We start from the raw sequence: 25,019 nt of genomic DNA on the forward strand, positions 1-25,019 counted from the left end.
TAATCTTTATAAACCGAATATAGAAAGGTTGATATACCTTTTTTATTTGCTATCTTTGATAGCTTTGGAGAAGTTAATCGAATAACTTCTCTCTTCTCTGAAAGGAGGTGATCCAACCGCAGGTTCTCCTACGGTTACCTTGTTACGACTTCACCCCAGTCGCTGAATCCACTGTGGAGGGTAGCTACCTTAGCATCCCCGCTTCGAATGAGTTCAACTCCCATGGTGTGACGGGCGGTGAGTACAAGACCCGGGAACGTATTCACCGTAGCATTGCTGATCTACGATTACTAGCGATTCCAACTTCATGTAGTCGAGTTGCAGACTACAATCCGAACTGGGAGATATTTTTGAGATTTGCTCCACCTCACGGTATCGCGGCTCTTTGTATACCCCATTGTAGCACGTGTGTAGCCCTGGACGTAAGGGCCATGATGACTTGACGTCGTCCTCACCTTCCTCCTACTTGCGTAGGCAGTCTCGTTAGAGTTCTCAGCCGAACTGTTAGCAACTAACGACGAGGGTTGCGCTCGTTGCGGGACTTAACCCAACATCTCACGACACGAGCTGACGACAGCCGTGCAGCACCTGTATATAAGTTTCTGCAAGCAGACACCAATCTATCTCTAGAAAGTTCTTACTATGTCAAGTCCAGGTAAGGTTCTTCGCGTATCGTCGAATTAAACCACATGCTCCACCGCTTGTGCGGGTCCCCGTCTATTCCTTTGAGTTTTAATCTTGCGACCGTACTCCCCAGGCGGTACACTTAATGTGTTTACTGCATTACTGCAAGGTCTAGCCTCACAACAACTAGTGTACATCGTTTAGGGCGTGGACTACCAGGGTATCTAATCCTGTTTGCTCCCCACGCTTTCGCGTCTCAGCGTCAATAATGTTCCAGTAGATCGCCTTCGCAATCGGTATTCCTTCTGATCTCTACGGATTTTACCCCTACACCAGAAATTCCATCTACCTCTCCCATATTCTAGGTAATCAGTTTCAAGAGCAGTTCTATGGTTGAGCCATAGGATTTCACTCCTGACTTAATTACCCGCCTACACGCTCTTTACGCCCAGTGATTCCGAGTAACGCTTGCGCCCTCCGTATTACCGCGGCTGCTGGCACGGAGTTAGCCGGCGCTTATTCATATAGTACCGTCATTATCTTCCTATATAAAAGGAGTTTACGCACCGAAATGTGTCATCCTCCACGCGGCGTTGCTGCATCAGGGTTTCCCCCATTGTGCAATATTCCCCACTGCTGCCTCCCGTAGGAGTCTGGACCGTGTCTCAGTTCCAGTGTGACTGATCATCCTCTCAAACCAGTTAGGCGTCATAGCCTTGGTGAGCCATTACCTCACCAACAAGCTGATACCGTACAGGCCGATCCTAGAGCTATAAATATTTCCCTTGCAAACTTATGTTTTAAAGGCATATGGGGTGTTAGCAGTCGTTTCCAACTGTTATCCCCCTCTCTAGGGCACATTACCTATATATTACTCACCCGTGCGCCACTTAGCTGACAGTTATAGCAAGCTATAACCCGTTCTCGTTCGACTTGCATGTGTTAAGCACGCCGCCAGCGTTCACTCTGAGCCAGGATCAAACTCTCCATAATAAAGTGTTTGAAACTGACAATTTTTGTTTCCATTAAACAAAATTATCACTCAAGTGTTTTTACATAAATGTAAAAAGCTTAAATAGACAAGAATTATTTTTCTTGTTTTTTTATCGTTTTTTCTATATTCGGTTTATAAAAATTACTTCTTATTAACCTTCGTTTTTAAAGATCATATCTCTTTAGAACTTTGTGTCGTTCCTCTGAAATTGGACGGGAATTATAGACAAATTATCCCCCTTTGTCAAGAGAAAACTCTTAATAAAAGCTTAAATTTTGAAAGTTTCTTATTTCTTGTCTACTTTCTCTATATTTTATTACTTTTTTATCTAATATTCTTTTGATGTTATCTTATTTCGTCCATTCTTTTTTGATTCATATAGTAAATAGTCCACATCATTGTAGATTTTTTTCTTATTTTCTTTTTCAAAATTTTGGGTTTTAATAAAACCTAATCCAATTGATACAGTTAAATACTCTGAAACTTCTTTATTATAAGTTTTCAATTTTTTTTCATTAATAGCTTTATTTATTTTTTTAAGAACACTATTTGCTTTTTCAAAAGAATCACTATCAAAAAGAATTGCAAACTCTTCACCACCAATTCTAAATACATAATCAGATGTTCTTTTCATTGATTCATACAATAAAAGTGAAATTTCTTTTAATGCAATATCACCTTCTAAATGTCCGAATCCATCATTATAATCTTTAAAAAAATCTATATCTAGTAAAGCCAATGCAAAAGATTTTTTATTTCTATTTAAACTACTGAGTTTTTCTTCAAATATTTTTTCGAAAAATCTTCTATTATATAATTTAGTTAAAGGATCCGTTGAACTTAGTTCTTTTAATTCTTTATTTTTTTTCTCTAATTGCTTTTGTGACTCTTTATAATCACTTACATCCAACATTACACCTACTAAACCAATGATTTCATTTTTTTCTGATAATAATGAAGCTTTGTAAAAATTAAAATACCTCTCTTTTTTGTCAGAACATAAAACTTTTGCTTCGTAAAATTGTGTTGTTGGTTTTTCAAATAGCTCTTTATCTTTTTCATAATATATATCAGCAAGTTTTGAAGGAATAACCTCAGGTAAATCATATAATGATTTTCCAATAATTTTTTCTTTTGGTATACCTAAAATTGTTTTGGAGAAAGCATCATTACAATGTTGATAAATACCTTTGTTATCTTTATAGAAAACTGGACTAGGAATAGTATCTAGTAAAAGTCTCAAAAATGAGTTGTTATTTTGGAATAAATGCTGTATATATTCTAATTGTGTTAATTTTTCTTTTAATAATTTATTTTCATTTTGTAATTTTAAATAGTTTGAATCTGTTTTCATGATATGCCTCTATTAACATAATAGAGAAAAAATGTTAAGTATTTGTTTAATTTGATATTCTAGTGGCTCCGGCACCTGGATTCGAACCAGGGACCAAATGATTAACAGTCATCTACTCTACCACTGAGCTATGCCGGATTTTGAAGTCTAATTTATAAATGGCTCCGGCACCTGGATTCGAACCAGGGACCAAATGATTAACAGTCATCTACTCTACCACTGAGCTATGCCGGAATCTATAAATTATGATAAGTTTTATTAAAAAAGTGGCTCCGGCACCTGGATTCGAACCAGGGACCAAATGATTAACAGTCATCTACTCTACCACTGAGCTATGCCGGATTATTTAACCATTCTTTTAATGGAGTGGAATTATAGTAAAAAATATTTTCTTTGTCAAGGCTTTTTTACAAAAAATTATAAATTTTTGTAAAATTTAACTCCACTACTATCAACAAGAGCGATTTTACTATTTTTTACTAGTTCTTCTAGATTATTCTTTGATTTTTCATCAAATAAGTTATCTACATCCTCTATAGTTAAAGGTCTTCTTTTTAAAGTTTGAACTATTTCTTCTTTAGAATATGTACCTAAAAGTTTTGGTCTATTCTTATATGCAATATTTACATTAACACCTTCAAACTTATTTGCCACTTTTTCTAAAGTTTCATAAGAAACCGGTTTTACTTTATAAGCTGGTGGTCTATCAATAGTTCCAATATCTACTCTTTTTGGATTGATTTTTTTTACAGCCTTATATAATAATTCTATTTCTTCATCTTTATCATTAAGGTCTTTAACAAAAAGAATTTCTAAAACAAAATCATTAGTTGTTTTTTTTGAGAACTCAATCATAGCAGGAACTATTTTATTGATTTCAATACTATTATCATTTCTATCAAGTTTTTTAAAACATTTTTCACTTACACAATCTAATGAAAGTTTAACTGTATCTATTTTTAATAATGTATCGAAAATATCATCTTTATAAATAGTACTTCCATTTGATAAAATTAAAGTTTTAGTTTCACCTTTAATTTTATTAATTTCATCAATTAATTCATCTAATTTTGGATAAAGAGTTGGTTCACCATTTGCTGTAAGTGTTATTACATCAATTTTTTCATTTTTTAAAAAACTTTTTTTTATTTCAGATAAAACATCTTGAACACTTGGATAGTCAGTCATTTTTGAAACTGTTTTCGCACCTTCTAATTCACAATATAAACAATCAAAATTACACTGTTTTAAAGAAGGAGATAAATCTATTCCAAGAGATATACCAAATCTACGAGAGGCGATTGGCCCAAAAGTTATTGAATTCGAATAAGACATTGTTTTAGCTTTCATAAATAAGTAGCAAAAGCTACTTATTATAATTTGAGATATTAATTAAGATTTTTTAGATACTCTATGACATTCACTTACAAAGTGAATTGCATTTTCTACTGGTACATCAGGTAAAATACCATGCCCTAAGTTAAAGATATGACCAACACCTTGCATAGTTTCTTGAATTTTTTCTACACATTTTGTAGTCTCTTCTTTAGAATATAATCTACAAGGTTCCATATTTCCTTGAAGAACATATTTATCACCTAATTTAGCTTTAGCCATTGCCATAGGAGTTCCCCAATCAATTCCTAATACATCAAAGTTTCCATAAACACCACCCATATTAATGAATGCTGAAATTCCTTTAGGGAACATAATTACTGGAACATGAGGATATTTTGCTTTTAAGTGCTCAGCAATTTCTACCATGTACTTCCAAGAAAATTCATCATATCTTCCTGGCTCAATAGCAGCTGCCCAAGAATCAAAGATTTGAACAACATCTGCACCAGCTTCTATTTGTTTTTCCATATAGAATTTAACTACGTCAGTTACTTTTCTTAAAATTTTATGTAAAAATTCTGGGTTTGAATACATCATTTTTTTACATACATTATATGTTTTAGTACCCTGACCTTCTATCATATATGTAGCTAATGTCCATGGAGCACCTGTAAAACCAATTAAAGCTTTATCTTCAGGTAATCTTTGTTTTAAAAGTTTAATTGTTTCATATACATATGTCAATTTGTCAGCAGCTTCTTCTCCTCCAATTAAAGCATCTAATTGCTCTTCTGTTTTAATTGGATCTCTAAAGATAGGTCCTTCACCTTTAATAAACTCTAAGTGCATTCCCATTTCATTTGGAACTACTAAAATATCAGAGAATAAAATAGCAGCATCAACACCAACGATATCTAAAGGTTGAATTGTAACTTCACAAGCCTTTTCTGGATCATGACATAAGTTTAAAAAGTTTCCAGCTTGAGCTCTAACTTCCATATACTCTGGTAAATATCTACCAGCTTGTCTCATCATCCATACAGGAGTGTAAGGAGTCTCTTTTCTTAAACACGCATCAACAAAAATTTTTGACATAATTTACCTTTTTATTTTTTTCCTACTTTTCCTAAAAAGAAAAGTCCTAATGCTAAAGCAGTTACAGCTAAAGCAAAATATAACATTTCTAAAGCGCCATGGTATTCAGTATGTAAAACTCTTTGAAAAAAGTTAACAACTAATACCATTACAATAACTTTTGCTATTTTATCTTTTAATTGATCTAATGATTTTATAGATAATATCTTTGAATCATCTTGAGCATGTTCATTGTGATCAATAGGTGAGATAAAAAGTTCATAAATACCAAATGAAAAAATAAGCATTACAACTGCAATTAGATATAAGTCAACTGCACCTATTATACCACTTACTATATCTTCATGAAAATTTTCAGGGTGAGCATGTGCAATAATAGTTTCAAAAGCATATTTTGCAACACTAAATATATCCATACTTGCAATAACAAATAAAACTACTGCACCCAATAAGCCAAAAAGTACAGCGAAGATTACAAGAAATCTTGTTTTCCACATTGCACTTTCAAAAAGCCTTTCAATCATTAAATATCGCTCTCCATTTCAATCCATTTTAATGCAATTCTAACAGAGTTTGTTGCAGCACCTACTCTTACTTGGTCAGCAACATTAAAGAAATGAACAATATTAGGAGCATAAACATCTTTTCTAATTCTTCCAACATATGTCATATCTGTATCAGTTGATACAATTGGCATAGGGTAAGCATTATTTGATAAATCATCAATAACTTCTACGTTTTCAAAATTTTCTAATGCATTTCTAACTTCATTTACATCTACATCTACATTTTCATCAAATGTAACTGTAATTGACTCAGAGTGAGATCTTAATACTGGTACTCTAACACAAGTAGCAGCAACTTGAATCTCTTTGTGCATAATTTTTTGAGTTTCGTTAACCATTTTCATTTCTTCTTTTGTAAATGAGTTTGGTTGCGCAACATCAATTTGTGGAATTACATTTAATGCAATTTGATGAGCAAATGCTTCTTTTTTAGTTTCATCTAATTTAAATGCAAAGAAGTCTTGCATTTGAGTTACAAGTTCTTCCATACCAGCTTTTCCAGCACCTGAAACTGCTTGATAAGTTGAAACATCAACTCTTTTAATTCCATATAATTCATCTAATGGTTTTAATGATAATACCATTTGAATTGTAGAACAGTTAGGGTTAGCAATAATACCTGATTCTCTCCATAATCTAATATCTTCTGGATTTACTTCTGGCACAACTAATGGAATGTTTGGATCCATTCTAAAGTGACTTGTATTATCAATTACAACAGCACCTGCTTCTACAGCATATTTTGCAAACTTATCTGAGATACTTCCACCTGCACTAAAGAATGCAATATCAACTTCATTTTCTTCAAAAGCAGTCTCAGTTAGTTCTAATACTGTGTACTCTTTATTTTTGTACTCAATTTTTGAACCTGCACTTTTTGCACTTGCTAATGGAACAATATTATTAACTGGAAAGTCATAATCTGCCATTACTCTAAAAAGTTCTTCACCTACTGCACCAGTTGCTCCAACAACTGCAACATTAAATTTTCTCATATTAATCTTCCTTTTTCTCTTCTAAATTATCCATTAAAGATTGACTTTGAAGTTGAGTTTTATCTTCAACTTCTATCTCTTCAATGATTTCTCCATCTTCGTTGTATCTAATTACATTTCCATTTTCATCAACTTCGATCTCTTCATCTTGTTTCGGACACTTAGCAATAGATACTACTTTATCACCTTTATCTACATTTACAATAATTACACCTGAAGTATTTCTTCCAGCTTTTCTAATTGTTTGCATATCAACTCTAATCATCTTTCCAATAGATGTTAAAGCCATTAAATCCATACTTTCATCAACTAAAACTTCACCAACTACGTTTCCAGTTTTATTTGAAAGTTTCATTGAAATAACACCAGAACCTGCTCTATTTGTCAGTCTGTATTCTGCTACTTCTGTTCTTTTTCCTATACCTTTTTCAGATACAGTTAATAACTCTTGTTCTTCATTATTAATTACATCAGCATCTACAACATAGTCCGTATCATGTTTGAACTTAATACCTCTTACACCTCTTGTGCTTCTTCCTTGTTCTCTTGTCTTATCAATTTCAAATCTGATACATTGACCTAAACTTGTAAATATCATAATATATTCAGAATCAACATTTGTAATCTTAGCAGTAACAATTTCATCTAAATCATCAAGTACAATTGCTCTTACACCATTTGATCTAATATTACTAAATTCTGCTAATGATGTTCTTTTTACAATACCATTTTTAGTAAAGAATGCTAAAGATTTAGACTCATCGAAATCATCAGTAGGAATAATAGCCATGATTTTTTCTTCTGGTCTTAGGTTGATTAAGTTAACAACTGCTTTACCTTTAGCTGTTCTACTTCCTTCTGGTATTCTATAAACTTTTAACCAGTATAATTGACCCATATTTGTTACAAACATTAATGTATCATGAGTATTTGAAACAAAGAATTTCTCAATAAAGTCATCATCGTGAGTAGTAACAGCTACTTTACCTTTACCACCTCTTCTTTGTTTTTCATATGATTTAATTGGAACTCTTTTTACATATCCATTATGAGTAATAGTTACTACCATTGGCTCATTTGGAATTAAGTCTTCCATATCTATTTCATCATATGAGTCTTCAATTTCAGTTCTTCTCTCATCAGAGTATTTTTCTTTAATTTCAACTAACTCTTCTTTGATTATTTCATTTAATTTTTCTTCTGATTTTAAGATCGATTCAAGTTCAGCAATTAAGATTAATAACTCTTGATATTCAGCTTCAAGCTTATCTCTTTGAAGACCAGTTAATCTTCCTAGTCTCATATCTAAAATAGCTTGTGATTGAATAGTTGATAATCCAAATCTTTCTTGTAATTTATCTTTTGCTTCAGTATCATTTGCAGAAGATCTAATAATTTGTACAACTTCATCAATATTATCTAAAGCAATTTTTAATCCCTCTAAAATATGAGCTCTAGCTTTTGCTTTTTCTAAATCAAAAATTGTTCTTCTAATAATTACAGTTTTTCTATGAGCTAGGAAGATATTTAATAATTGAGGTAAATTAAATACTTTTGGTTCTTTATTATGAACTGCTAAAAGAATAATACCAAATGTAGTTTCCATAGGTGTTGATTTATAAAGGTTGTTTAAAACAATCTCACCCATAGCATCCTTTTTAAGTTCAATTACAACTCTAATACCTTCTCTATCAGACTCATCTCTTACTTCTGAAATACCTTCAATTTGCTTATCTTTTGCAAGAGTAGCAATTTGCTCAATTAATCTTGATTTATTAACTTGGTATGGTAGTTCATCTAATACGATAACTTCTTTTTTACCTTTTGTTTCAATATGGTGTTTAGCCCTTATTTTAACTCTACCTCTACCTGTTTTATAAGCATCGATAATTCCTCTTCTACCAAAAATAGTACCACCTGTTGGGAAATCAGGTCCTTGAATAAACTGCATTAAATCTTCTGCAGTTGCATCTGAATTATCAATTGTGTATAAAACAGCATCTAATAATTCACTTAAATTATGAGGTGGAATCTTTGTTGCCATACCAACAGCGATACCCTCACTACCATTTAATAAAAGTGTAGGAACTCTTGTTGGAAGTACACTTGGCTCTTTTAATGTATCATCATAGTTTTGAGTATAGTTAATAGTATCTTTATCAATATCTCTTAAAACTTCTTCTGAAATTTTAGTCATTCTTGCTTCTGTATATCTCATAGCAGCCGCATTATCACCATCAATTGAACCAAAGTTACCTTGACCATCTACTAATGGTGCTCTCATTGAGAAGTCTTGTGCCATTCTTACTAATGCATCATAAACAGAACTATCTCCATGTGGGTGATACTTACCAATTACATCTCCAACAATCCTTGCAGATTTTTTGTAAGGAGACTTTGAAGAAATATTTAAATCATGCATAGCATATAAAATTCTTCTATGTACTGGTTTTAATCCATCTTTTGCATCTGGTAGTGCTCTACCAATGATTACACTCATTGAATAATCTAAATATGAAGCTTTAACTGAATCTTCAATATTTATATCGATAATATCTTGGTTTTCAAAAAGGTTTTCCATAAAAAAAGGCCTTTGTAATATAAAATTTAGATATTATATCCAAAGTGTGCTTAGGCTAAGTTGAGTAAGTTATTTTTGAAGAAAAAGAGACCTGAAACAGTCTCTTTTTTATTTAATAAAAGTTATTTATGCTTTTTCATTCTTATATTTAAGAATCATTTCATAAACATCATCTTTAAGTTTTAATTTCTCTTTTTTCTTTGCTTCAATATCAAATTGATCTGCATGATTTTTTTCCATTTCCATTATCTCTTCATCTAAATCATTATGTTTATCAAACAGTTTGTGGAAATGTGCATTTTTTTGCTTTAATTCTGTGATTAAATCTCTATATTCATGAAACATTTTATCATCCTATATGTTGGTTTATAAATAATTATACACCCCATGAACTTAAGAGAATTTAAATTTTATTGTTTTATTAATAATAATTTTATTATATTCATTGTGAGTTTTTTTAAGTATTTAGACAGAAGTGATTTTCTATCACTTCTGTATTAAGAGATTATGTTCTATAGTCTGCATTAATTTCTACATACTTATAACCTAAATCACAGCCATATGCAGTAAAACTTGCTTCCCCTATTCCTAAATCACAAATTACTTTATATTTGTCATTTTTAAGTACATTGGCAGCTTTTTCTTCTTGTTCTGGAGTAAAACAGAATTCACCCTTATTATAAACAACTACATCATTATAAGAAATAACTAATTTCTTTTCATCACTTTTTACTTTTGAAGCACCAATTGTAGATGCAATTCTTCCAAAGTTTGGATCTTCCCCAAATAATGCTGTTTTAACAAGTAGAGAGTTTGACAATGCTTTTGCTGCAGTTTCAGCTTCTTCAAGTGATGATGCATTTATAACTTCAAAAGCTACAGCTTTTTTAGCACCTTCACCATCGGCAACCATTAACATTGCCATATCATGCATAACTAATCTTACAGCTTCAATAAATGCTTCTTTATTATAAGCATTTGATTTCTTATTAGCCAATAACATTACTGTATCATTTGTTGAAGTATCACCATCAACAGAGATTGCATTAAAAGTAGTTCTAGAATTAATATCTAAAGCTTCTTTCATATCTAAAGCTGGTACATTTGCATCTGTACAAATAAAACAAAGCATTGTTGCAAGATTTGGATTTATCATTCCTGCACCTTTTGCAACTGCTCCAATTTTAAATGAACTTCCATCTTCTAATTTTACTTCATACATACATGTTTTAGGGTATGCATCAGTTGTCATAATTGCTTTAGATAGATTTTCTCCACTTTTTGCATTTAAATCAAAAGAGTTTGCTCCATTTACAATTTTTTCAATTGGTAAAGGATTTCCAATAACTCCTGTACTACTCATAATAGGATTAATTAAATCAAATTTTAATGAAGAAAAAATTGTATTAATATCTTCAATACCTTTTTCACCTGTCAATGCATTTGCATTTTTAGAATTAATAAGTACAAAATTTGTTTTAAAGTTCTTTTCATATTGTAAAAAATGCTTTAAAGGTGCAGCTTGAAATCTATTTTCAGTAAAAACTGCTTGAACATCACAAGGTTCATTTGTATAAATAAAACCTAAGTCTTTGTTACCATTTGGCTTTAGCCCTGCACTAATACCATCACAGTTAAATCCATCAATTTGGTCGATAAAACCTTTAATTGGTAAAATAGTAAACATTGTATTATCCTTAAAACACCCTAATGAGGGTTAAATTTTATATATCTTCTGGTTTTTCTTTTAGATTTATAATTCTTTTAGCTCTAGCAATACCTTTTTGAGAGCCAACTAATAAAAGTTTACAATTTGCACTTATAAGAATAGTTCCTCTTGGCATTTGAATAAACTTACCTTTTTTTTCAGTAATTCCAATAACTGAAACTTTTAGTCTATCTCTTAAATGTAAATCTTTTATTTCTCTATTAACAACCCATGAATCTTCATTAACATAAACTTCTTCCATATCAATAGGAGTATCTCTTTTATATAAAAACTCATCAAGTACATTTTCCATATCTGGCCTAATAGCCATTGCAGATACTCTTTTTGCCATTAGAGATGGTGTTGCTACAACTTTGTCAGCCCCAAGTTTTTTAAGTCTTATTTTTTCATTTTGCGTTTCTGCATTTGAAATAATTAAAAATGGACTTCTCCCAAGCTCTTTTTCATAAAGTCTTACAGAAGCAATAAGTGTAATATTGTCTGAAATATTTTTTGATAATGAAATAGCACCTTTTGCAGAACTTAAATGTGATTTTAGAAAAGCCACCTCTTTATATGGTTCTTCTTTTACAAAATAAGGATATCCATTCTCTTTAGCAATTTGTTCTATGTCCTCACTGGGATCAACAACAACAAAAGGAATATGGTTCTCTCTAAACTGTTTTGCTAACTGTGAAGTGTACTCATTATGGTAAAAAATAACAAAATGCCTTCTAAGTCTTGCAATCTTATATAACATACTTCTTTCCTTATATAGGTCAAATAACCTTCCTTTAACAACAGTATCAATTAATACAGCAGTAGAAAGTGTAAATACTGCAAAACCAAAAATAATAAGTGTAATAGTAAAAAATCTACCAGCGGGTGAAATAGGAGCTATCTCTCCAAATCCAACAGTAGTAAAAGTAATACCTGTTTGAAATATTGCGTCTAAAATTGAAAAGTCATCAATAATAATATATCCAAGCGTACCTATCATCATGATAACTTGAACTAATACAAATGGTAATCTAAATGGTTTTAATTGTGAGTATATTAATGGATTTAAGTCGTATTCTGGTTTGACTGATCTAATTTCCCAGCCAAGGGCTTTTTTAATTCTTCTAAAGATGCTCATGAAAGCACTTTTCTAGTGCTCTCTTATGAGTGTTTTTTAAGAGTTCTTAACTCTTTAGCTGAGATTCTGATTTTCTTAGTTGTACCATCTTCTAAAGTAACTCTTACAGTTCTTAAGTTTGGTAAAAATCTTTTTTTAACTCTGTTTTTTGCGTGACTTACGTTGTTACCAACCATAGGTCCTTTTCCTGATATTGCACATCTTCTTGACATTTGTCTTCCTTATATAGTGAAAAATATTTGCGTATTTTATCTTAATAATCTTAATATTAAGTTAAACTACTGATAATAGTATTAAGTCTTTCCAAATTAATCTCTAACTCAAACTTCTTAGCTAGTTTTCTATTATCTTTTTTTATTTTCTTCATTTCATTTTTTTCCATCAATATTGCATCGATTTTAAATGAAGCAGATCTATCAACTGGACTTTCCATAGTAGAAAATACATCTATTAGTTCACTTGCATGGTTGTTTGCTGTAGTGAAAACAACATTTTTACAGTACATAGCTTTCAAAATATTTGATGCAAAATAGTTGTTATATGTTGGTAAAAAGAAAATATCTGAGGCTAAAAACAGCTCATCCAAATTTTCATAATCTTCAACAAGCAAAAGTTTTGAACTATATTCAAATTTTGATATCTGAAACTTTAGGTTTGTAATTTGCTTTTTATCCCCTGCAATTATCCCTAAAACATTCTGTTCATTTAAGCTAAATAAAGTTTCAATAAACTCTTTAACACCAGAAGTTTTAAAGTTTTTAGCAGTAAATAGAATAATCTTTTTTCTAGGATTAATTTCTAAAGACTCACAAACTCTTTGTTTTACAAGTTTTGGCTTTTCATATTCAATATCAATACTAGGATATAAAACTTCAATTTTTGAAGAATCTAGTTCATCTAAACTTTTTATAATTTCTTTTTTTAAAGTTTGAGAATTAACTATTACCTTCTTTGCATTTTTGATATTATCTTTGCCCTTTTCATCTAAACTTCCACTATGAAAATATATGTCTGCGTACTCTTTTTTAATAAAAGATAGCTTTTTAAGTACACCTTTATTATCAATCTCAGATATATTGTCTCGACTTAGTAAAGCATTAATTAAATTGTTTTTTGTTTTATAAGATATAGTAATTTTTTCCATATAGTTCTCTTTTTAATGATAAGCATAAATTGGGCTATTTGTAATTTTAATCTCACCCTCAATTTTTTTACCAAATTTATCAAAAACTTCATTAAAGTCAGTTAATTCAATTTCTCTTTTTGAACAAGACCATATAATATCAAATTTCTTTTTCTTTTTTTCACAAGTTAAAACATATAAATCACCTGATTTTGAAAAATTAATAAATGATGAAGAATTAACTTTTTCTTCAAAACAGTTTATTATTTCTAAAAAGATTTTTGAAAGACCCTTTTTATTTATAAAAATAAAATCAATTTTCCTTGAAGAATAAGACAATATCAAGTATCTCAAAAAGTTATTTAAATTATCTTCATGATTTTTACTTTTATCAAAATCAACTTTTAAATATAAATTATCATTAGTTATTCTTGAACTTAACATAGAAGCTGAATAATAAATATTTATTAGTTTCGAAAAATCATATAATCCAAAACATTTAAATTCTGGTTTTTTATCTAAATCAATATATACATTTAGCAGTGTTTTATCATATAGAGGTGAATTTTTATCAAAAAAGTATTTAATATCATTAAAAAACACATTCTTTTTAAACATAGGATTTATATTTAAAACTTCTAAGTTGTTAATTTTATTTAAATTGTCATTAGTATATTCATCATAATTATCCTTTTTGCCTTTTAATAAATAAGCAAATAAGGATAATAATGGATAGATAAGTATTGAGTGTATTTTTGATTTCATTTTTTCTCTTTTTTCAAAGATTAATTAATTTTTACTTACTTATCTCTTAATCCAACTAAAACTTGATTATGGTATAATTATTATCATTGAATATCAGGTAATGAATAGGAATTTATATTTGAATAAAAGAAAAACTATATTTTTAGATAGAGATGGTGTAATAAATATTGATAAACACTATCTACACAAAATTGAAGATTTTGAGTTCACTCACAATTTATTTATGACATGTAAATACCTTCAGTCTCTAGGATATCAACTAATAATAATTACCAATCAATCAGGGATAGGAAGAGAATACTTCACAGAAAAAGATTTTAAAAAGTTATCTGATTGGATGATAAATGAATTAAAGAAAAACCATATAAATATACTTGATTTATTTTATTGTCCACACAAACCCGAAGATAAATGTGAATGTAGGAAACCCAAACCTGGCATGATTAAGCAAGCATGCAAAAAATATAAAATTGATTTAAAAAGTTCATGGATGATTGGAGATAAAATTTCGGATATGGAAGCAGCATACAATGCTGGAATAAATAATAGAATTTTAATAAGTAGTGAATATACAGATAAGAATAAAGATTTAAAAACTAAAAATATTATAACAACAATTGAAGAAACTATAAATATAATCAAGGAATAAAATGAAATATACAGATATTGATTTTAATAATAAAACCATTTTAATTACAGGAGCTGCAGGTTTTATTGGTTCAAACTTATGCTTTTATTTTCAAGAAAACTATCCTGAAGCAAAAGTAATTGCATTTGATTGCTTTAGATCAGGAGATACATTTTCTAATGGAAACCTTAAAAGCTTTGGGCACTTTAAAAATCTACTTGGATTTAAAGGTATTGTTATTAGTGGTGACATTAATGACAATGAAGCTTTAAGTTCATTGGAAAACAACTACAGTTTTGATTATATTTTCCATCAAGCAGCTATTTCTGACACTACAGTCTTAGAACAAGATGTAATGATGAAAACAAATGTAAATGCTTATGAAAATTTACTAAAAATTGCTATTAAACATAATGCAAATATGGTTTATGCAAGTTCTGCAGCAACTTATGGAGATAGTGATAGATTTGAAATTGGATATGAACAACCAAACAATGCCTATGGGTTTTCAAAAGTTATGATGGATAATGTAAGTTATGCATATATAAAGAAGAATTTAAATATTTCTATTGTTGGACTTAAATATTTTAACGTTTATGGGCAAAGGGAATTTTACAAAAATAAAACTGCATCTATGGTTGTGCAATTTGGACATCAAATTTTAAAAGGCGAGACACCAAAATTATTTGAAGGAAGTGATAAAATCTTAAGAGATTTTATTTATATTGAAGATGTTATTCAAGCAAATATTAAAGCGTGCTCTCCTAAAAAGTCTGGTGTTTACAATGTAGGAACAGGAAAAGCTAGATCTTTTGAAGACATTGTTAACATTTTACAAAAAGAGCTTGCTATTAATAATGGTAAAGAATATATACCTAATCCATTTATTGGTTCTTACCAATTCTTTACTGAAGCAAATATTGATTCTTCTAAAGAGAATTTAAATTATGAGCCAAGATTTGAAATGGAAGATGGTATTAAAGCTTATATTCCAGAGATTAAAAGATTATTTGAAATAGAGGCAATAAATGATCAAGTATGAAAAAAAACCACATATTTTAGTAATTGGTGATTTAATGATTGATGAATATCTATGGGGATCTTGTGAAAGGATATCACCTGAAGCTCCAGTTCAAGTTGTAGAGATAAAAAAAGAGACAAAAGTACTAGGTGGAGCTGGAAATGTAATTAATAATCTTGTATCACTAGGTGCTAAAGTTTCTGTAATGTCTGTAATTGGAAATGATGAATCAGGATTAGAAGTAAAATCAATGCTTGATCAAATTGAAGTTAAATCTTTTTTAGTTGAACAAAAAGGAAGAAAAACTTCAAGAAAAACAAGGTTAATGGCTTCTAATTCTCAAGTTGTAAGATATGATAAAGAGAGTAAAAATGATATTAACTTTGATAGTGTAAAAAAATTATACTCAAAATTTCAAGAGAAAATAAATGCTTATGATATTATCCTTTTATCTGATTATGCAAAAGGTGTTTTAACAGATGAATTAATTCAAAAAATAATCCCTTATGCAAATAAAAATAATGTAAAAGTTCTTGTAGATCCTAAAGGTGAAGACTTTAGTAAATATTCAGGTGCATATCTTTTAACACCAAATAAAAAAGAAGCTGAAATAGCAAATAACATCAAGATTGAGAATGATGATAAATTAAAAGAGATTTTAATTAAACAAAAGCAGAACTCAAACCTTGATATCTCACTTATTACATTAAGTGAAAGTGGTATCGCTATTTTAAAAGAAGATGAAGTTATAATAAAACCTACAGTAGCAAGAGAAGTTTATGATGTTACAGGGGCAGGAGACACAGTACTTGCATCACTTGGATTTGCGATTAGTTTAGGTCATGATATTTTTACTGCAGTTGAATTTGCAAACCTTGCGGCAGGTGTTGTAGTAGGGAAAATTGGTAGTGCAACTGCAACATTAGATGAGATAGAAGAGTATCAAACTAGCTTACATAAAAGCTCTATTGATTTTCACATAAAATCTAGAAAAGAAATTAAGAAAATAGCTGCAAGATTAAAAGAACAAAATAAAAAAATTGTATTTACAAATGGTTGCTTTGATATTTTACATAAAGGTCATGTAAGCTATTTAAATACAGCTAAGTCTTTTGGAGATGTATTAATTTTAGGTCTTAACTCTGATGATAGTGTTAGAAGACTAAAAGGCGAAAGTAGACCTATTAATTCTCAAGATGACAGAGCATATATTCTTTCTGCACTAGAATGCGTAGATTATGTTGTAATTTTTGATGAAGATACACCATATGAACTAATTTCAAAAATAAAACCAAATGTTTTAGTTAAAGGTGGTGATTATAAAGGAAAAGAAGTAGTTGGGCAAGATATTGCAGATGTGCTGAAACTTGTTGATTTTATAGAAGGAAGAAGCACAACTAAAACTATTAAGAGGATTCAAGAGAATGAAACAAACAGTAATTAATGAATTCCAATCCCATTTAGAAACAATTCAAAATGTAATAAATAATATGGAAGAGCAATTAGTAAATGCTTCACAATTAGCTGTTGATACATTAAAAAATGGGAATAAAATCTTATTATGTGGAAATGGTGGAAGTGCAGCTGATGCTCAACATATTGCAGCTGAACTAACAGGAAGATATAAAACTGAAAGAAAAGGACTTCCCGGAATTGCCCTAACAACTGATACTAGTGCATTAACTGCTATTGGAAATGATTATGGTTATGACAGAGTTTTTGATAGACAAGTAGAGTCCTTAGCAAACAAAGGTGATTTAATAATAGGTATTAGTACAAGTGGTAATAGTAAAAATGTTATTAATGCCTTAAAATTAGCAAAAAAATTAGGATGTCAAACTTTAGGATTTACAGGTAAGAATGGAGGGGACATGAATGAAGTATGCGATATTAATCTAATAATACCATCTGATAATACGCCTAGAATACAAGAAATGCATATTCTATTAGGGCATATAATTTGTCAAATTATTGATGATAATTTTTAATTTTAATGAATAATACAATACATAAAGAAAGGAATAAAAATGAAGAAAACAAGATTTGCACTGATAGGAGCTAGTGGATATATAGCCCCTAGGCATATGCAAGCAATTACTGAAACAGGTAATGAGCTAGTAGCAGCACTTGATCCATATGATGGAATAGGAATTATGGATTCTCATTTTCCTCAAGCATCTTTTTTTACTGAATTTGAAAGATTTGATAGATTTATAGATAAATACCATAGAGAAAATGATAAAAAAATAGAATATATTGGTATTACAACGCCAAATTATTTACATGATGCACATATTAGATTTGCTTTAAAAAGTGGTTGTCATGCAATTTGTGAAAAACCATTAGTGTTAAATCCACATAATATTGACCAATTAAAAATTATTGAGCAAGAAACAGGGAAAAAAGTAAATAATATTTTACAATTAAGATTACATCCTTCTATTATTGCTTTAAAAGAAAAAGTTCAAAAAGAACTAGAAGAAAATCCAAATAAAATGTATGATATTGATTTAACATACCTTACAAGTAGAGGTAAGTGGTATTTTGTTTCATGGAAAGGTGATGAGAGTAAATCTGGTGGAATTGCATCAAATATTGGAGTTCATTTTTACGATATGCTTTCTTGGATTTTTGGTGAAGTAAAAGAGAATATTGTTCACTTAAAACAACCAGATGCAAATGCAGGTTTATTAAGACTTAAAAATGCAAATGTTAGATGGTTTTTATCAGTTAATTATGATTATATTCCAGAAGATATAAAAGCAGCAGGTCAAACAACATATAGATCAATCACGGTTGAAGGTGAAGAAATAGAATTCTCAGGTGGATTTAAAGACCTACATACAAGATCTTATGAAGAGATATTATCTGGTAATGGATTTGGATTAGATGAAGCTTATGGTTCAATAGATATCGTTTCTCAAATTAGAAAAATGACTCCTATTGGTTTAAAAGATGATTATCATCCATTTTGTAAAAAGATTATCTAATGGCTAAATACTTTGCTCATGAATCATCATATATAGATGATAATGTAAATATTGGTGATAATACAAAGATTTGGCACTTTTCACATGTTCTATCAGGAACTAATATAGGTGAAAACTGTAGCTTTGGACAAAACTGTGTAGTAGGACCAAAAGTAAATATTGGGAATGGTGTAAAAGTACAGAATAATATTTCTATATATGAAGGTGTAGAAGTAGAAGATGATGTATTCTTAGGTCCTTCTATGGTATTTACAAATGTAATAAATCCAAGATCTTTTATAGTTAGACGTGAAGAGTTTAAAATAACACTTTTAAAAAAAGGTTGTTCTATTGGTGCAAATGCAACAGTAGTATGTGGTAATACTATTGGAAAATATGCATTGGTTGGAGCAGGAAGTGTTGTAAATAAAGATGTTAAAGATTTTGCACTGATGGTAGGAGTACCTGCCAAACAAATTGGCTGGGTATCAGTTGCAGGAAATAGACTAGAATTTAATGAAAATAATATAGCTATAGACTCATTTGATAATTCTAAATACAAATTAGAGAATGAAATAGTAACACTAATTGAGGAATAATTAGAAGATGAAGATAGATTTCGCAAAACTACAAGATCAATATCAATTATATAAAACAGAAATAGATGAAGCAATTCATGCTGTTTTAGATAAATCAAACTATATTATGGGAGAAGAAATAACTCAACTAGAAGAATCTCTTCAAGAGTTTACAAAAACGAAGTATGCTATTTCATGTTCTTCAGGAACAGATGCACTACTTCTTGCAATGATGGCAATGGATATAAAGCCAGGTGATGAAATAATCACTACTCCATTTACATTTATAGCAACATCAGAAACTATTGCATTTCTTGGAGCAATTCCTATATTTGTAGATATTGATGAAAAAACATATAATATTGATCCAAATAAAATAGAAGAAAAAATTACAAGTAAAACAAAAGCAATAATACCTGTATCTCTTTATGGACAACCTGCGAATATGGAAACAATCCAAGATATTGCTGATAAACATAATTTAAAAGTAATTATTGATGGAGCACAAAGTTTTGGATCAACTTTTAATAAAAAAACTGATTCTAATTTAGGTGACTTTTCAACAACATCATTTTTCCCTGCAAAACCACTAGGATGCTTTGGAGATGGTGGTGCAGTGTTTACTAATAATGAAGAATATGCCTTAAAAATGAAGTCTTTAAGGGTTCATGGGCAATCAAAAAGGTATCATCATAAATATATAGGAATAGGTGGAAGACTTGATACTATTCAAGCGGCTGTTTTAAATGTAAAATTAAAATACTATAATCAAGACTTGGCTTTAAGACAAGAAGTTGCTTCTAAGTACACAAAAGCTTTAGATAATAAATCTAATCTTGTTTTACCGTTTGTAGATCATAATGCTACATCTGCATGGGCACAATATTCTATAAGAGTTAAAAATAGGGATGAATTGCAAGTTAGATTAAAAGAGAATGGAATACCAACAGCTGTACATTATCCCATGCCATTACATTTACAAGAGTGTTTTAAATATTTAGGTTATAAAAAAGGTGATTTCCCAATATCAGAAACTATTGCTGAAGAGATTATGAGCTTACCTATGAATCCTTATCTTTCTGATGAGGAAATTAAATTTATAACAGAAAGACTATAAATGCACAAGTTAATAGAATTTAAATCAAATGGTGATAATAGAGGTTCTTTAATTGCAATAGAAAAAAACTATAATATACCATTTGAGATAAAAAGAGTTTATTATATTTTTGATACAAAAAAAAATGTAAGAAGAGGTTTCCACGCACATATAAACTTAAAACAGTTAGCAATTTGCGTATCAGGAAGTTGTAAATTCTTAATTGATGATGGAAAAGAAAAGACAAACTATGAATTAAATAATGCTAATCAAGGTCTTTTAATAGAAGGCTTACTATGGAGAGAGATGTATGACTTTTCTAAAGATTGTGTTTTAATAGTTTTAGCAGATGAGTATTATGACGAAGAAGATTATATTAGAGATTACCAATCATTTATAAATAAGGTTAAAAATGATAATTAAAGGTAAAAATATAAATCTTCGTACAGTTGAAGAGATAGACAGCAGTTTTATTTTTGAAATGAGACAAAATAAAAATAAAACAAAATTTCTTTCTAAAATATCTGGCACAGTTGAAACACAAAGAAAATGGATTTCAAATTATAAACTAAAAGAAAAAGAAAAAAAAGAATTCTATTTTGTAATTGAGTCAAAAAAGAACGAAAAGCTTGGACTTGTTCGACTATATGACTTTAGAGATGATTCTTTCTGTTGGGGTAGCTGGTTAATAAAAGAAAATGCTCCAAAAACGACAGCTATTGAATCTGCTTTGCAGGTCTATGAGTTTGCATTTAATAAATTAAACTTTAAACAATCACACTTTGATGTTAGGAAAAATAATGCAAGAGTTGTTTCATTTCATAAAAGATTTGGTGCAAAAATAGTAAATGAAAATAATTCAGACTATTTTTTTAGATTTGAAAAAAATGAATATAACAAAACTAAAATTAAATACAAAAGGTACTTATAAAATGACTTCTTTTTTAGATTTAAAAAATATTAATGCTCAATATAGAGAAGATTTAATAAAAGCTTGTACTAATGTAATAGATAGTGGATGGTATATTCAAGGTAATGAATGTTATAGATTTGAAGAAGAATTTTCTAGATATTGTGATACTAAGTATACTATAGGAGTAGCAAATGGATTAGATGCTTTGATTTTAATTTTGAAAGCATATAAAGAAATGGATATTATAAATGACAATCATGAAATAATAGTTCCAGCAAATACATATATTGCTTCAATATTAGCTATAAGTGATAATAATCTAACTCCAATTTTAGTAGAACCAGATGAAAATACTTTTTTATTAGACCCTAAAAAAATAGAAGAAAAAATCACATCAAAAACAAAAGCTATAATGGCTGTACACTTATATGGACAAACTTGTGATATGGATGAGATAAATAATATTGCTAAAAAATATAACCTTAAAGTAATTGAAGATTCTGCTCAAGCCCATGGAGCCTATTATAAAAATAAAAAAGCTGGTAATTTAGGTGATGCTAGTGGTTTTAGCTTTTATCCGGGTAAGAACCTAGGAGCCTTAGGAGATGGTGGAGCAGTAACTACAAATGATTCAGATTTAGCTCAAACTATAAGAGCCTTAGGAAACTATGGTAGTCATAAAAAATATGAGCATCTTCATAAGGGTACAAATAGTAGACTTGATGAAATACAAGCTGCAATGCTAAGAGTTAAACTAAAATACTTAGATAAGGAAATCAAAAATAGACAAAATATAGCAAACTATTATATACAAAATATAAATAATAAAAACATATCTTTGCCAAATGTAGATAATAAGAAAAATCATGTATGGCATTTGTTTGTAATTAGAACTAATAAAAGAGAGGAACTTCAATCTTATTTAAAAGAAAATGGTATTCAAACCTTGATTCACTACCCAATAGCACCACATAAACAAGAAGCATATAAAGAATATAGAAACTATTCATTTCCTATAACAGAAAAAATTCATGAAGAAGTTTTAAGTTTACCAATAAGTGGAATTCAAACAATTGAAGATACTAAAAAAGTTATTGAAGTAATAAATAGGTTTAATTAAAATGAAAATTGTAATAATAGGAAAAGAAAATCATCTACAGTGGGATAATAATGTTGTTGATGCATTCAAAAGATTAGGACATGAGGTTTTCCATTTTCAAATAAATAAACGACCTAATTATATACAACTTACTAGAGGTGTTTTAAAAGGATTAATAGGTAAAAATAAAGCTTCTACAATATCAGATAATATGTATGTTAATACTATGAATAAATCATTAGAAGATATTAAACCTGATTTAATCATAACAACTTCTGCATGTTTTATACCAAGTATTTTCTATGAAATGTTTAAATCCTTACAGTCTAAACCAAAAGTATTTGCATGGGAAGGGGATGGAGGATTAGAGCAAAATAAAAACTCCTATATGAAAAGCTATATTGATGTAATGCTTGATATGTCAGAAGATCCTATTAAAAGGAATACTTTTAAATTCAAAAATATATTTCATTTGCCAGCAGCGACAAATGAAAAAATATTTAAAAACCTAAATCTAAAAAGAGACAAAAAAATATACTTCTGTGGAAATATGAATCAAGATAGAAATGAATTCTTTTCAACATTAAATAATTATGAATTAGTATTAACAGGTTTAAACTGGGAAAATTTAAATGCAAAGGATAATAATTTTATAATTAAAAAAGGTTTAGTACAAAGAGATCAATTATTAAAAGATTATAATTCTTATATTTCTGCGTTAAATTATCATCAAAAAGAAGTAGCAAGCTATAAAAGTGGTCTAAATATGCGTGCATTTGAAGTATTATCTACAAAAACACTTCTTATTAATGATTATAGAGATAATATTGAAGACTTATTTGATATTGAAAAAGAAATCTGTGTTTATAGAACTACAGATGAATTAAAAGAAATATTAGACAGACTAAAAAAATATCCTCAAGAATTTGAATCAATTAGAGAAAATGGATATAAAAGAGTTTTAGCAGAACATACTTATGTTCATAGAATGAAAAAAGTTATTGATATATATAATCAATTATAATTTATTAATCAAAGGTAAAAAATGACAAATATAATTTTGTGCGGAGGCAGTGGAACAAGATTATGGCCAATAAGTAGAACTTTAATGCCAAAACAGTTCGTAAAACTATTTCTCGAAGAGAGTGCAGAGCACAAGGATGAAAAATCACTATTCCAATTAACTGTTGATAGAAATAGTAAATTATGTAATAGTCAATTTATTGTTTCAAATGCTGAACAATACTTTTTAGCTTTAGATCAATTAGAAGAATTAAATAAAACTAATAATAAATACTTATTAGAACCAGTAGGAAGAAATACTGCTCCTGCAATCGCTTTAGCTTGCATGGAATTAGAATATGATGAAATAGTTTTAGTAACTCCATCGGATCATCTAATAAAAGATGAAAATGAATATATGAATGTTCTAGAAAAAGCAAAAGAGTTAGCAATAAAAGGAAACCTTGTAACTTTTGGTATTACTCCTACTTTTGCAGAAACAGGATTTGGATATATAGAAAGTGAAAATACTTATGATGTAAAAGCTTTCCATGAAAAGCCTGATTTACAAACAGCTACTTCATATTTAGAAGCAGGGAACTATTACTGGAACTCTGGAATGTTCTGCTTTAAAGCAGGAGTATTTTTAGAGGAACTAAAAAAATATTCACCTGAAATTTACGAAACTTCTATTAAAGCATTAAAAAACTCTTCAAAAGATTCAATTATAAGAATAAAACATGAAAATATGATAAATATCCCAGAAGATAGTATAGATTACGCTGTAATGGAAAAATCAAGTATAGTTAAAGTAATACCTTCAAATATAAACTGGTCAGATGTAGGTAGCTTTGATGCACTTTATGAAGAACTTCCAAAAGATGAAAATGGAAATACTGAAAATCCTAATCATATATCAATAGATTCTAAAAACAATTTAATCTATGGAAGTGAAAGAAAAATAGCAACAGTAGATATAGAAGATACTATTATTGTAGATACAGGAGATGCACTTTTAATTTCAAAAAAAGGAAGTTCTCAAAAAGTAAAAAAAGTAGTTCAAGAAATAAAAAAAGATACAGAACTACATAATATACATTTAACTGGACATAGACCATGGGGGACATATACTGTCTTAGAAGAAACGGCAGGATATAAAATAAAAAGAATAGAAGTAAAACCAGGTAAAAGACTTAGTTTACAAAAACATTTTCATAGAAATGAGCATTGGATAGTAGTAAGTGGAACAGCAACAGTAACAGTAGGCAATACTACAAAATATGTAAGACCAAATGAGAGTACATATATAAAGATGGGTGAAGTTCATAGATTAGAAAATGAAGGTAAGATTCCAGTAGTATTAATAGAAGCACAAGTTGGTGAATATACAGGCGAAGATGATATTGTTCGTCTTGATGATGATTTTATGAGA

24 protein-coding genes, 3 tRNA genes and 1 rRNA gene are annotated in these 25,019 nt (G+C 29.3%); 12 read left to right on the plus strand and 16 right to left on the minus strand.

Annotated features, from left to right (window positions below; translation table 11 throughout):
* Positions 1-100: 100 nt before the first annotated feature.
* From ACH5BF_RS13780 to ACH5BF_RS13855, 16 genes are all read right to left on the minus strand, one after another.
* Positions 101-1,617, minus strand: a 16S ribosomal RNA gene (locus tag ACH5BF_RS13780).
* Between the two features lie 329 nt (positions 1,618-1,946).
* A complete protein-coding gene (locus ACH5BF_RS13785; RefSeq protein WP_423274837.1) occupies positions 1,947-2,972 on the minus strand; it encodes a GGDEF domain-containing protein in 1,026 nt (341 codons plus the stop codon).
* A gap of 63 nt (positions 2,973-3,035) precedes the next feature.
* Positions 3,036-3,110: transfer RNA gene (locus ACH5BF_RS13790), tRNA-Asn, on the minus strand.
* A gap of 21 nt (positions 3,111-3,131) precedes the next feature.
* Positions 3,132-3,206, minus strand: a tRNA-Asn gene (locus ACH5BF_RS13795).
* Between the two features lie 33 nt (positions 3,207-3,239).
* Positions 3,240-3,314, minus strand: a tRNA-Asn gene (locus ACH5BF_RS13800).
* Positions 3,315-3,389: 75 nt separating this feature from the next.
* Entirely contained in the window at positions 3,390-4,307 is a 918-nt protein-coding gene (locus tag ACH5BF_RS13805; protein WP_423274838.1) for a radical SAM protein, read from the minus strand.
* Positions 4,308-4,364: 57 nt separating this feature from the next.
* Positions 4,365-5,405: a uroporphyrinogen decarboxylase gene (hemE, locus tag ACH5BF_RS13810; protein WP_423274839.1), complete on the minus strand. Its 1,041-nt coding sequence runs from the start codon at positions 5,403-5,405 to the stop codon at positions 4,365-4,367.
* Between the two features lie 11 nt (positions 5,406-5,416).
* Positions 5,417-5,929, minus strand: coding sequence for a YqhA family protein (locus ACH5BF_RS13815; RefSeq protein ID WP_423274840.1), 513 nt, complete (start codon positions 5,927-5,929; stop codon positions 5,417-5,419).
* Entirely contained in the window at positions 5,929-6,966 is a 1,038-nt protein-coding gene (locus ACH5BF_RS13820) for an aspartate-semialdehyde dehydrogenase (RefSeq protein WP_423274841.1), read from the minus strand. The genes ACH5BF_RS13815 and ACH5BF_RS13820 overlap by 1 nt, the downstream gene beginning before the upstream one ends.
* 1 nt (position 6,967) lies before the next feature.
* Positions 6,968-9,547, minus strand: a complete 2,580-nt coding sequence (gene gyrA, locus ACH5BF_RS13825; protein WP_423274842.1) for a DNA gyrase subunit A — start codon at positions 9,545-9,547, stop codon at positions 6,968-6,970.
* A gap of 126 nt (positions 9,548-9,673) precedes the next feature.
* Entirely contained in the window at positions 9,674-9,892 is a 219-nt protein-coding gene (locus tag ACH5BF_RS13830; protein ID WP_423274843.1) for an HP1242/YdcH family protein, read from the minus strand.
* Positions 9,893-10,052: 160 nt separating this feature from the next.
* The gene (gene argJ, locus ACH5BF_RS13835; protein WP_423274844.1) at positions 10,053-11,234 is read right to left on the minus strand and encodes a bifunctional glutamate N-acetyltransferase/amino-acid acetyltransferase ArgJ; all 1,182 of its coding nucleotides are present in this window, start codon (positions 11,232-11,234) and stop codon (positions 10,053-10,055) included.
* Between the two features lie 37 nt (positions 11,235-11,271).
* Positions 11,272-12,393, minus strand: coding sequence for a potassium channel family protein (locus ACH5BF_RS13840; RefSeq protein ID WP_423274845.1), 1,122 nt, complete (start codon positions 12,391-12,393; stop codon positions 11,272-11,274).
* Between the two features lie 23 nt (positions 12,394-12,416).
* The gene (gene rpmB, locus ACH5BF_RS13845; protein WP_423274846.1) at positions 12,417-12,605 is read right to left on the minus strand and encodes a 50S ribosomal protein L28; all 189 of its coding nucleotides are present in this window, start codon (positions 12,603-12,605) and stop codon (positions 12,417-12,419) included.
* 56 nt (positions 12,606-12,661) lie between these two features.
* Positions 12,662-13,537: a glycosyltransferase gene (locus ACH5BF_RS13850; protein WP_423274847.1), complete on the minus strand. Its 876-nt coding sequence runs from the start codon at positions 13,535-13,537 to the stop codon at positions 12,662-12,664.
* A gap of 12 nt (positions 13,538-13,549) precedes the next feature.
* Positions 13,550-14,281: a hypothetical protein gene (locus ACH5BF_RS13855; RefSeq protein ID WP_423274848.1), complete on the minus strand. Its 732-nt coding sequence runs from the start codon at positions 14,279-14,281 to the stop codon at positions 13,550-13,552.
* A gap of 118 nt (positions 14,282-14,399) precedes the next feature.
* Between ACH5BF_RS13855 and gmhB the strand changes: the two genes are divergently transcribed.
* The 12 genes from gmhB to ACH5BF_RS13915 all read left to right on the plus strand — a co-directional run.
* A complete protein-coding gene (gmhB, locus tag ACH5BF_RS13860; RefSeq protein ID WP_423274849.1) occupies positions 14,400-14,930 on the plus strand; it encodes a D-glycero-beta-D-manno-heptose 1,7-bisphosphate 7-phosphatase in 531 nt (176 codons plus the stop codon).
* A gap of 1 nt (position 14,931) precedes the next feature.
* On the plus strand, positions 14,932-15,951 hold the full coding sequence (rfaD, locus tag ACH5BF_RS13865; protein WP_423274850.1) for an ADP-glyceromanno-heptose 6-epimerase: 1,020 nt from the start codon (positions 14,932-14,934) through the stop codon (positions 15,949-15,951).
* Positions 15,938-17,374: a D-glycero-beta-D-manno-heptose-7-phosphate kinase gene (gene rfaE1, locus ACH5BF_RS13870; protein ID WP_423274851.1), complete on the plus strand. Its 1,437-nt coding sequence runs from the start codon at positions 15,938-15,940 to the stop codon at positions 17,372-17,374. Before rfaD ends, rfaE1 begins: the two co-directional genes overlap by 14 nt.
* Positions 17,355-17,918: a D-sedoheptulose 7-phosphate isomerase gene (gene gmhA, locus ACH5BF_RS13875; RefSeq protein WP_423274852.1), complete on the plus strand. Its 564-nt coding sequence runs from the start codon at positions 17,355-17,357 to the stop codon at positions 17,916-17,918. The genes rfaE1 and gmhA overlap by 20 nt, the downstream gene beginning before the upstream one ends.
* Positions 17,919-17,957: 39 nt before the next feature.
* The gene (locus ACH5BF_RS13880) at positions 17,958-18,920 is read left to right on the plus strand and encodes a Gfo/Idh/MocA family oxidoreductase (RefSeq protein ID WP_423274853.1); all 963 of its coding nucleotides are present in this window, start codon (positions 17,958-17,960) and stop codon (positions 18,918-18,920) included.
* Positions 18,920-19,498, plus strand: a complete 579-nt coding sequence (locus ACH5BF_RS13885) for an acyltransferase (protein WP_423274854.1) — start codon at positions 18,920-18,922, stop codon at positions 19,496-19,498. Before ACH5BF_RS13880 ends, ACH5BF_RS13885 begins: the two co-directional genes overlap by 1 nt.
* Positions 19,499-19,505: 7 nt before the next feature.
* On the plus strand, positions 19,506-20,594 hold the full coding sequence (locus ACH5BF_RS13890) for a DegT/DnrJ/EryC1/StrS family aminotransferase (RefSeq protein WP_423274855.1): 1,089 nt from the start codon (positions 19,506-19,508) through the stop codon (positions 20,592-20,594).
* A complete protein-coding gene (locus tag ACH5BF_RS13895; RefSeq protein WP_423274856.1) occupies positions 20,595-20,996 on the plus strand; it encodes a sugar 3,4-ketoisomerase in 402 nt (133 codons plus the stop codon).
* A complete protein-coding gene (locus ACH5BF_RS13900; protein ID WP_423274858.1) occupies positions 20,986-21,504 on the plus strand; it encodes a GNAT family N-acetyltransferase in 519 nt (172 codons plus the stop codon). Before ACH5BF_RS13895 ends, ACH5BF_RS13900 begins: the two co-directional genes overlap by 11 nt.
* Before the next feature lies 1 nt (position 21,505).
* Entirely contained in the window at positions 21,506-22,606 is a 1,101-nt protein-coding gene (locus tag ACH5BF_RS13905) for a DegT/DnrJ/EryC1/StrS family aminotransferase (RefSeq protein WP_423274859.1), read from the plus strand.
* Between the two features lies 1 nt (position 22,607).
* The gene (locus ACH5BF_RS13910) at positions 22,608-23,609 is read left to right on the plus strand and encodes a glycosyltransferase family protein (RefSeq protein ID WP_423274860.1); all 1,002 of its coding nucleotides are present in this window, start codon (positions 22,608-22,610) and stop codon (positions 23,607-23,609) included.
* Positions 23,610-23,630: 21 nt separating this feature from the next.
* The coding region (locus ACH5BF_RS13915; protein ID WP_423274861.1) for a mannose-1-phosphate guanylyltransferase/mannose-6-phosphate isomerase at positions 23,631-25,019 on the plus strand (1,389 nt) is incomplete at its 3' end.

This window comes from Arcobacter pernae (genome assembly GCF_049472135.1).
Taxonomy (GTDB): Bacteria; Campylobacterota; Campylobacteria; order Campylobacterales; family Arcobacteraceae; genus Arcobacter_B.

Excerpts from the sequence above, each read along its gene's own strand:
- rfaE1 (WP_423274851.1), top strand. The coding sequence starts at position 15,938 with ATGATCAAGTATGAAAAAAAACCACATATTTTAGTAATTGGTGATTTA.
- ACH5BF_RS13890 (WP_423274855.1), top strand. The coding sequence starts at position 19,506 with ATGAAGATAGATTTCGCAAAACTACAAGATCAATATCAATTATATAAA.
- ACH5BF_RS13880 (WP_423274853.1), top strand. The coding sequence starts at position 17,958 with ATGAAGAAAACAAGATTTGCACTGATAGGAGCTAGTGGATATATAGCC.
- ACH5BF_RS13815 (WP_423274840.1), bottom strand. The coding sequence starts at position 5,929 with ATGATTGAAAGGCTTTTTGAAAGTGCAATGTGGAAAACAAGATTTCTT.
- gyrA (WP_423274842.1), bottom strand. The coding sequence starts at position 9,547 with ATGGAAAACCTTTTTGAAAACCAAGATATTATCGATATAAATATTGAA.
- hemE (WP_423274839.1), bottom strand. The coding sequence starts at position 5,405 with ATGTCAAAAATTTTTGTTGATGCGTGTTTAAGAAAAGAGACTCCTTAC.
- gmhA (WP_423274852.1), top strand. The coding sequence starts at position 17,355 with ATGAAACAAACAGTAATTAATGAATTCCAATCCCATTTAGAAACAATT.
- ACH5BF_RS13885 (WP_423274854.1), top strand. The coding sequence starts at position 18,920 with ATGGCTAAATACTTTGCTCATGAATCATCATATATAGATGATAATGTA.
- ACH5BF_RS13895 (WP_423274856.1), top strand. The coding sequence starts at position 20,595 with ATGCACAAGTTAATAGAATTTAAATCAAATGGTGATAATAGAGGTTCT.
- ACH5BF_RS13900 (WP_423274858.1), top strand. The coding sequence starts at position 20,986 with ATGATAATTAAAGGTAAAAATATAAATCTTCGTACAGTTGAAGAGATA.
- rfaD (WP_423274850.1), top strand. The coding sequence starts at position 14,932 with ATGAAATATACAGATATTGATTTTAATAATAAAACCATTTTAATTACA.
- ACH5BF_RS13785 (WP_423274837.1), bottom strand. The coding sequence starts at position 2,972 with ATGAAAACAGATTCAAACTATTTAAAATTACAAAATGAAAATAAATTA.
- ACH5BF_RS13830 (WP_423274843.1), bottom strand. The coding sequence starts at position 9,892 with ATGTTTCATGAATATAGAGATTTAATCACAGAATTAAAGCAAAAAAAT.
- argJ (WP_423274844.1), bottom strand. The coding sequence starts at position 11,234 with ATGTTTACTATTTTACCAATTAAAGGTTTTATCGACCAAATTGATGGA.
- ACH5BF_RS13805 (WP_423274838.1), bottom strand. The coding sequence starts at position 4,307 with ATGTCTTATTCGAATTCAATAACTTTTGGGCCAATCGCCTCTCGTAGA.
- ACH5BF_RS13820 (WP_423274841.1), bottom strand. The coding sequence starts at position 6,966 with ATGAGAAAATTTAATGTTGCAGTTGTTGGAGCAACTGGTGCAGTAGGT.
- ACH5BF_RS13850 (WP_423274847.1), bottom strand. The coding sequence starts at position 13,537 with ATGGAAAAAATTACTATATCTTATAAAACAAAAAACAATTTAATTAAT.
- ACH5BF_RS13905 (WP_423274859.1), top strand. The coding sequence starts at position 21,506 with ATGACTTCTTTTTTAGATTTAAAAAATATTAATGCTCAATATAGAGAA.
- ACH5BF_RS13910 (WP_423274860.1), top strand. The coding sequence starts at position 22,608 with ATGAAAATTGTAATAATAGGAAAAGAAAATCATCTACAGTGGGATAAT.
- ACH5BF_RS13840 (WP_423274845.1), bottom strand. The coding sequence starts at position 12,393 with ATGAGCATCTTTAGAAGAATTAAAAAAGCCCTTGGCTGGGAAATTAGA.
- rpmB (WP_423274846.1), bottom strand. The coding sequence starts at position 12,605 with ATGTCAAGAAGATGTGCAATATCAGGAAAAGGACCTATGGTTGGTAAC.
- ACH5BF_RS13855 (WP_423274848.1), bottom strand. The coding sequence starts at position 14,281 with ATGAAATCAAAAATACACTCAATACTTATCTATCCATTATTATCCTTA.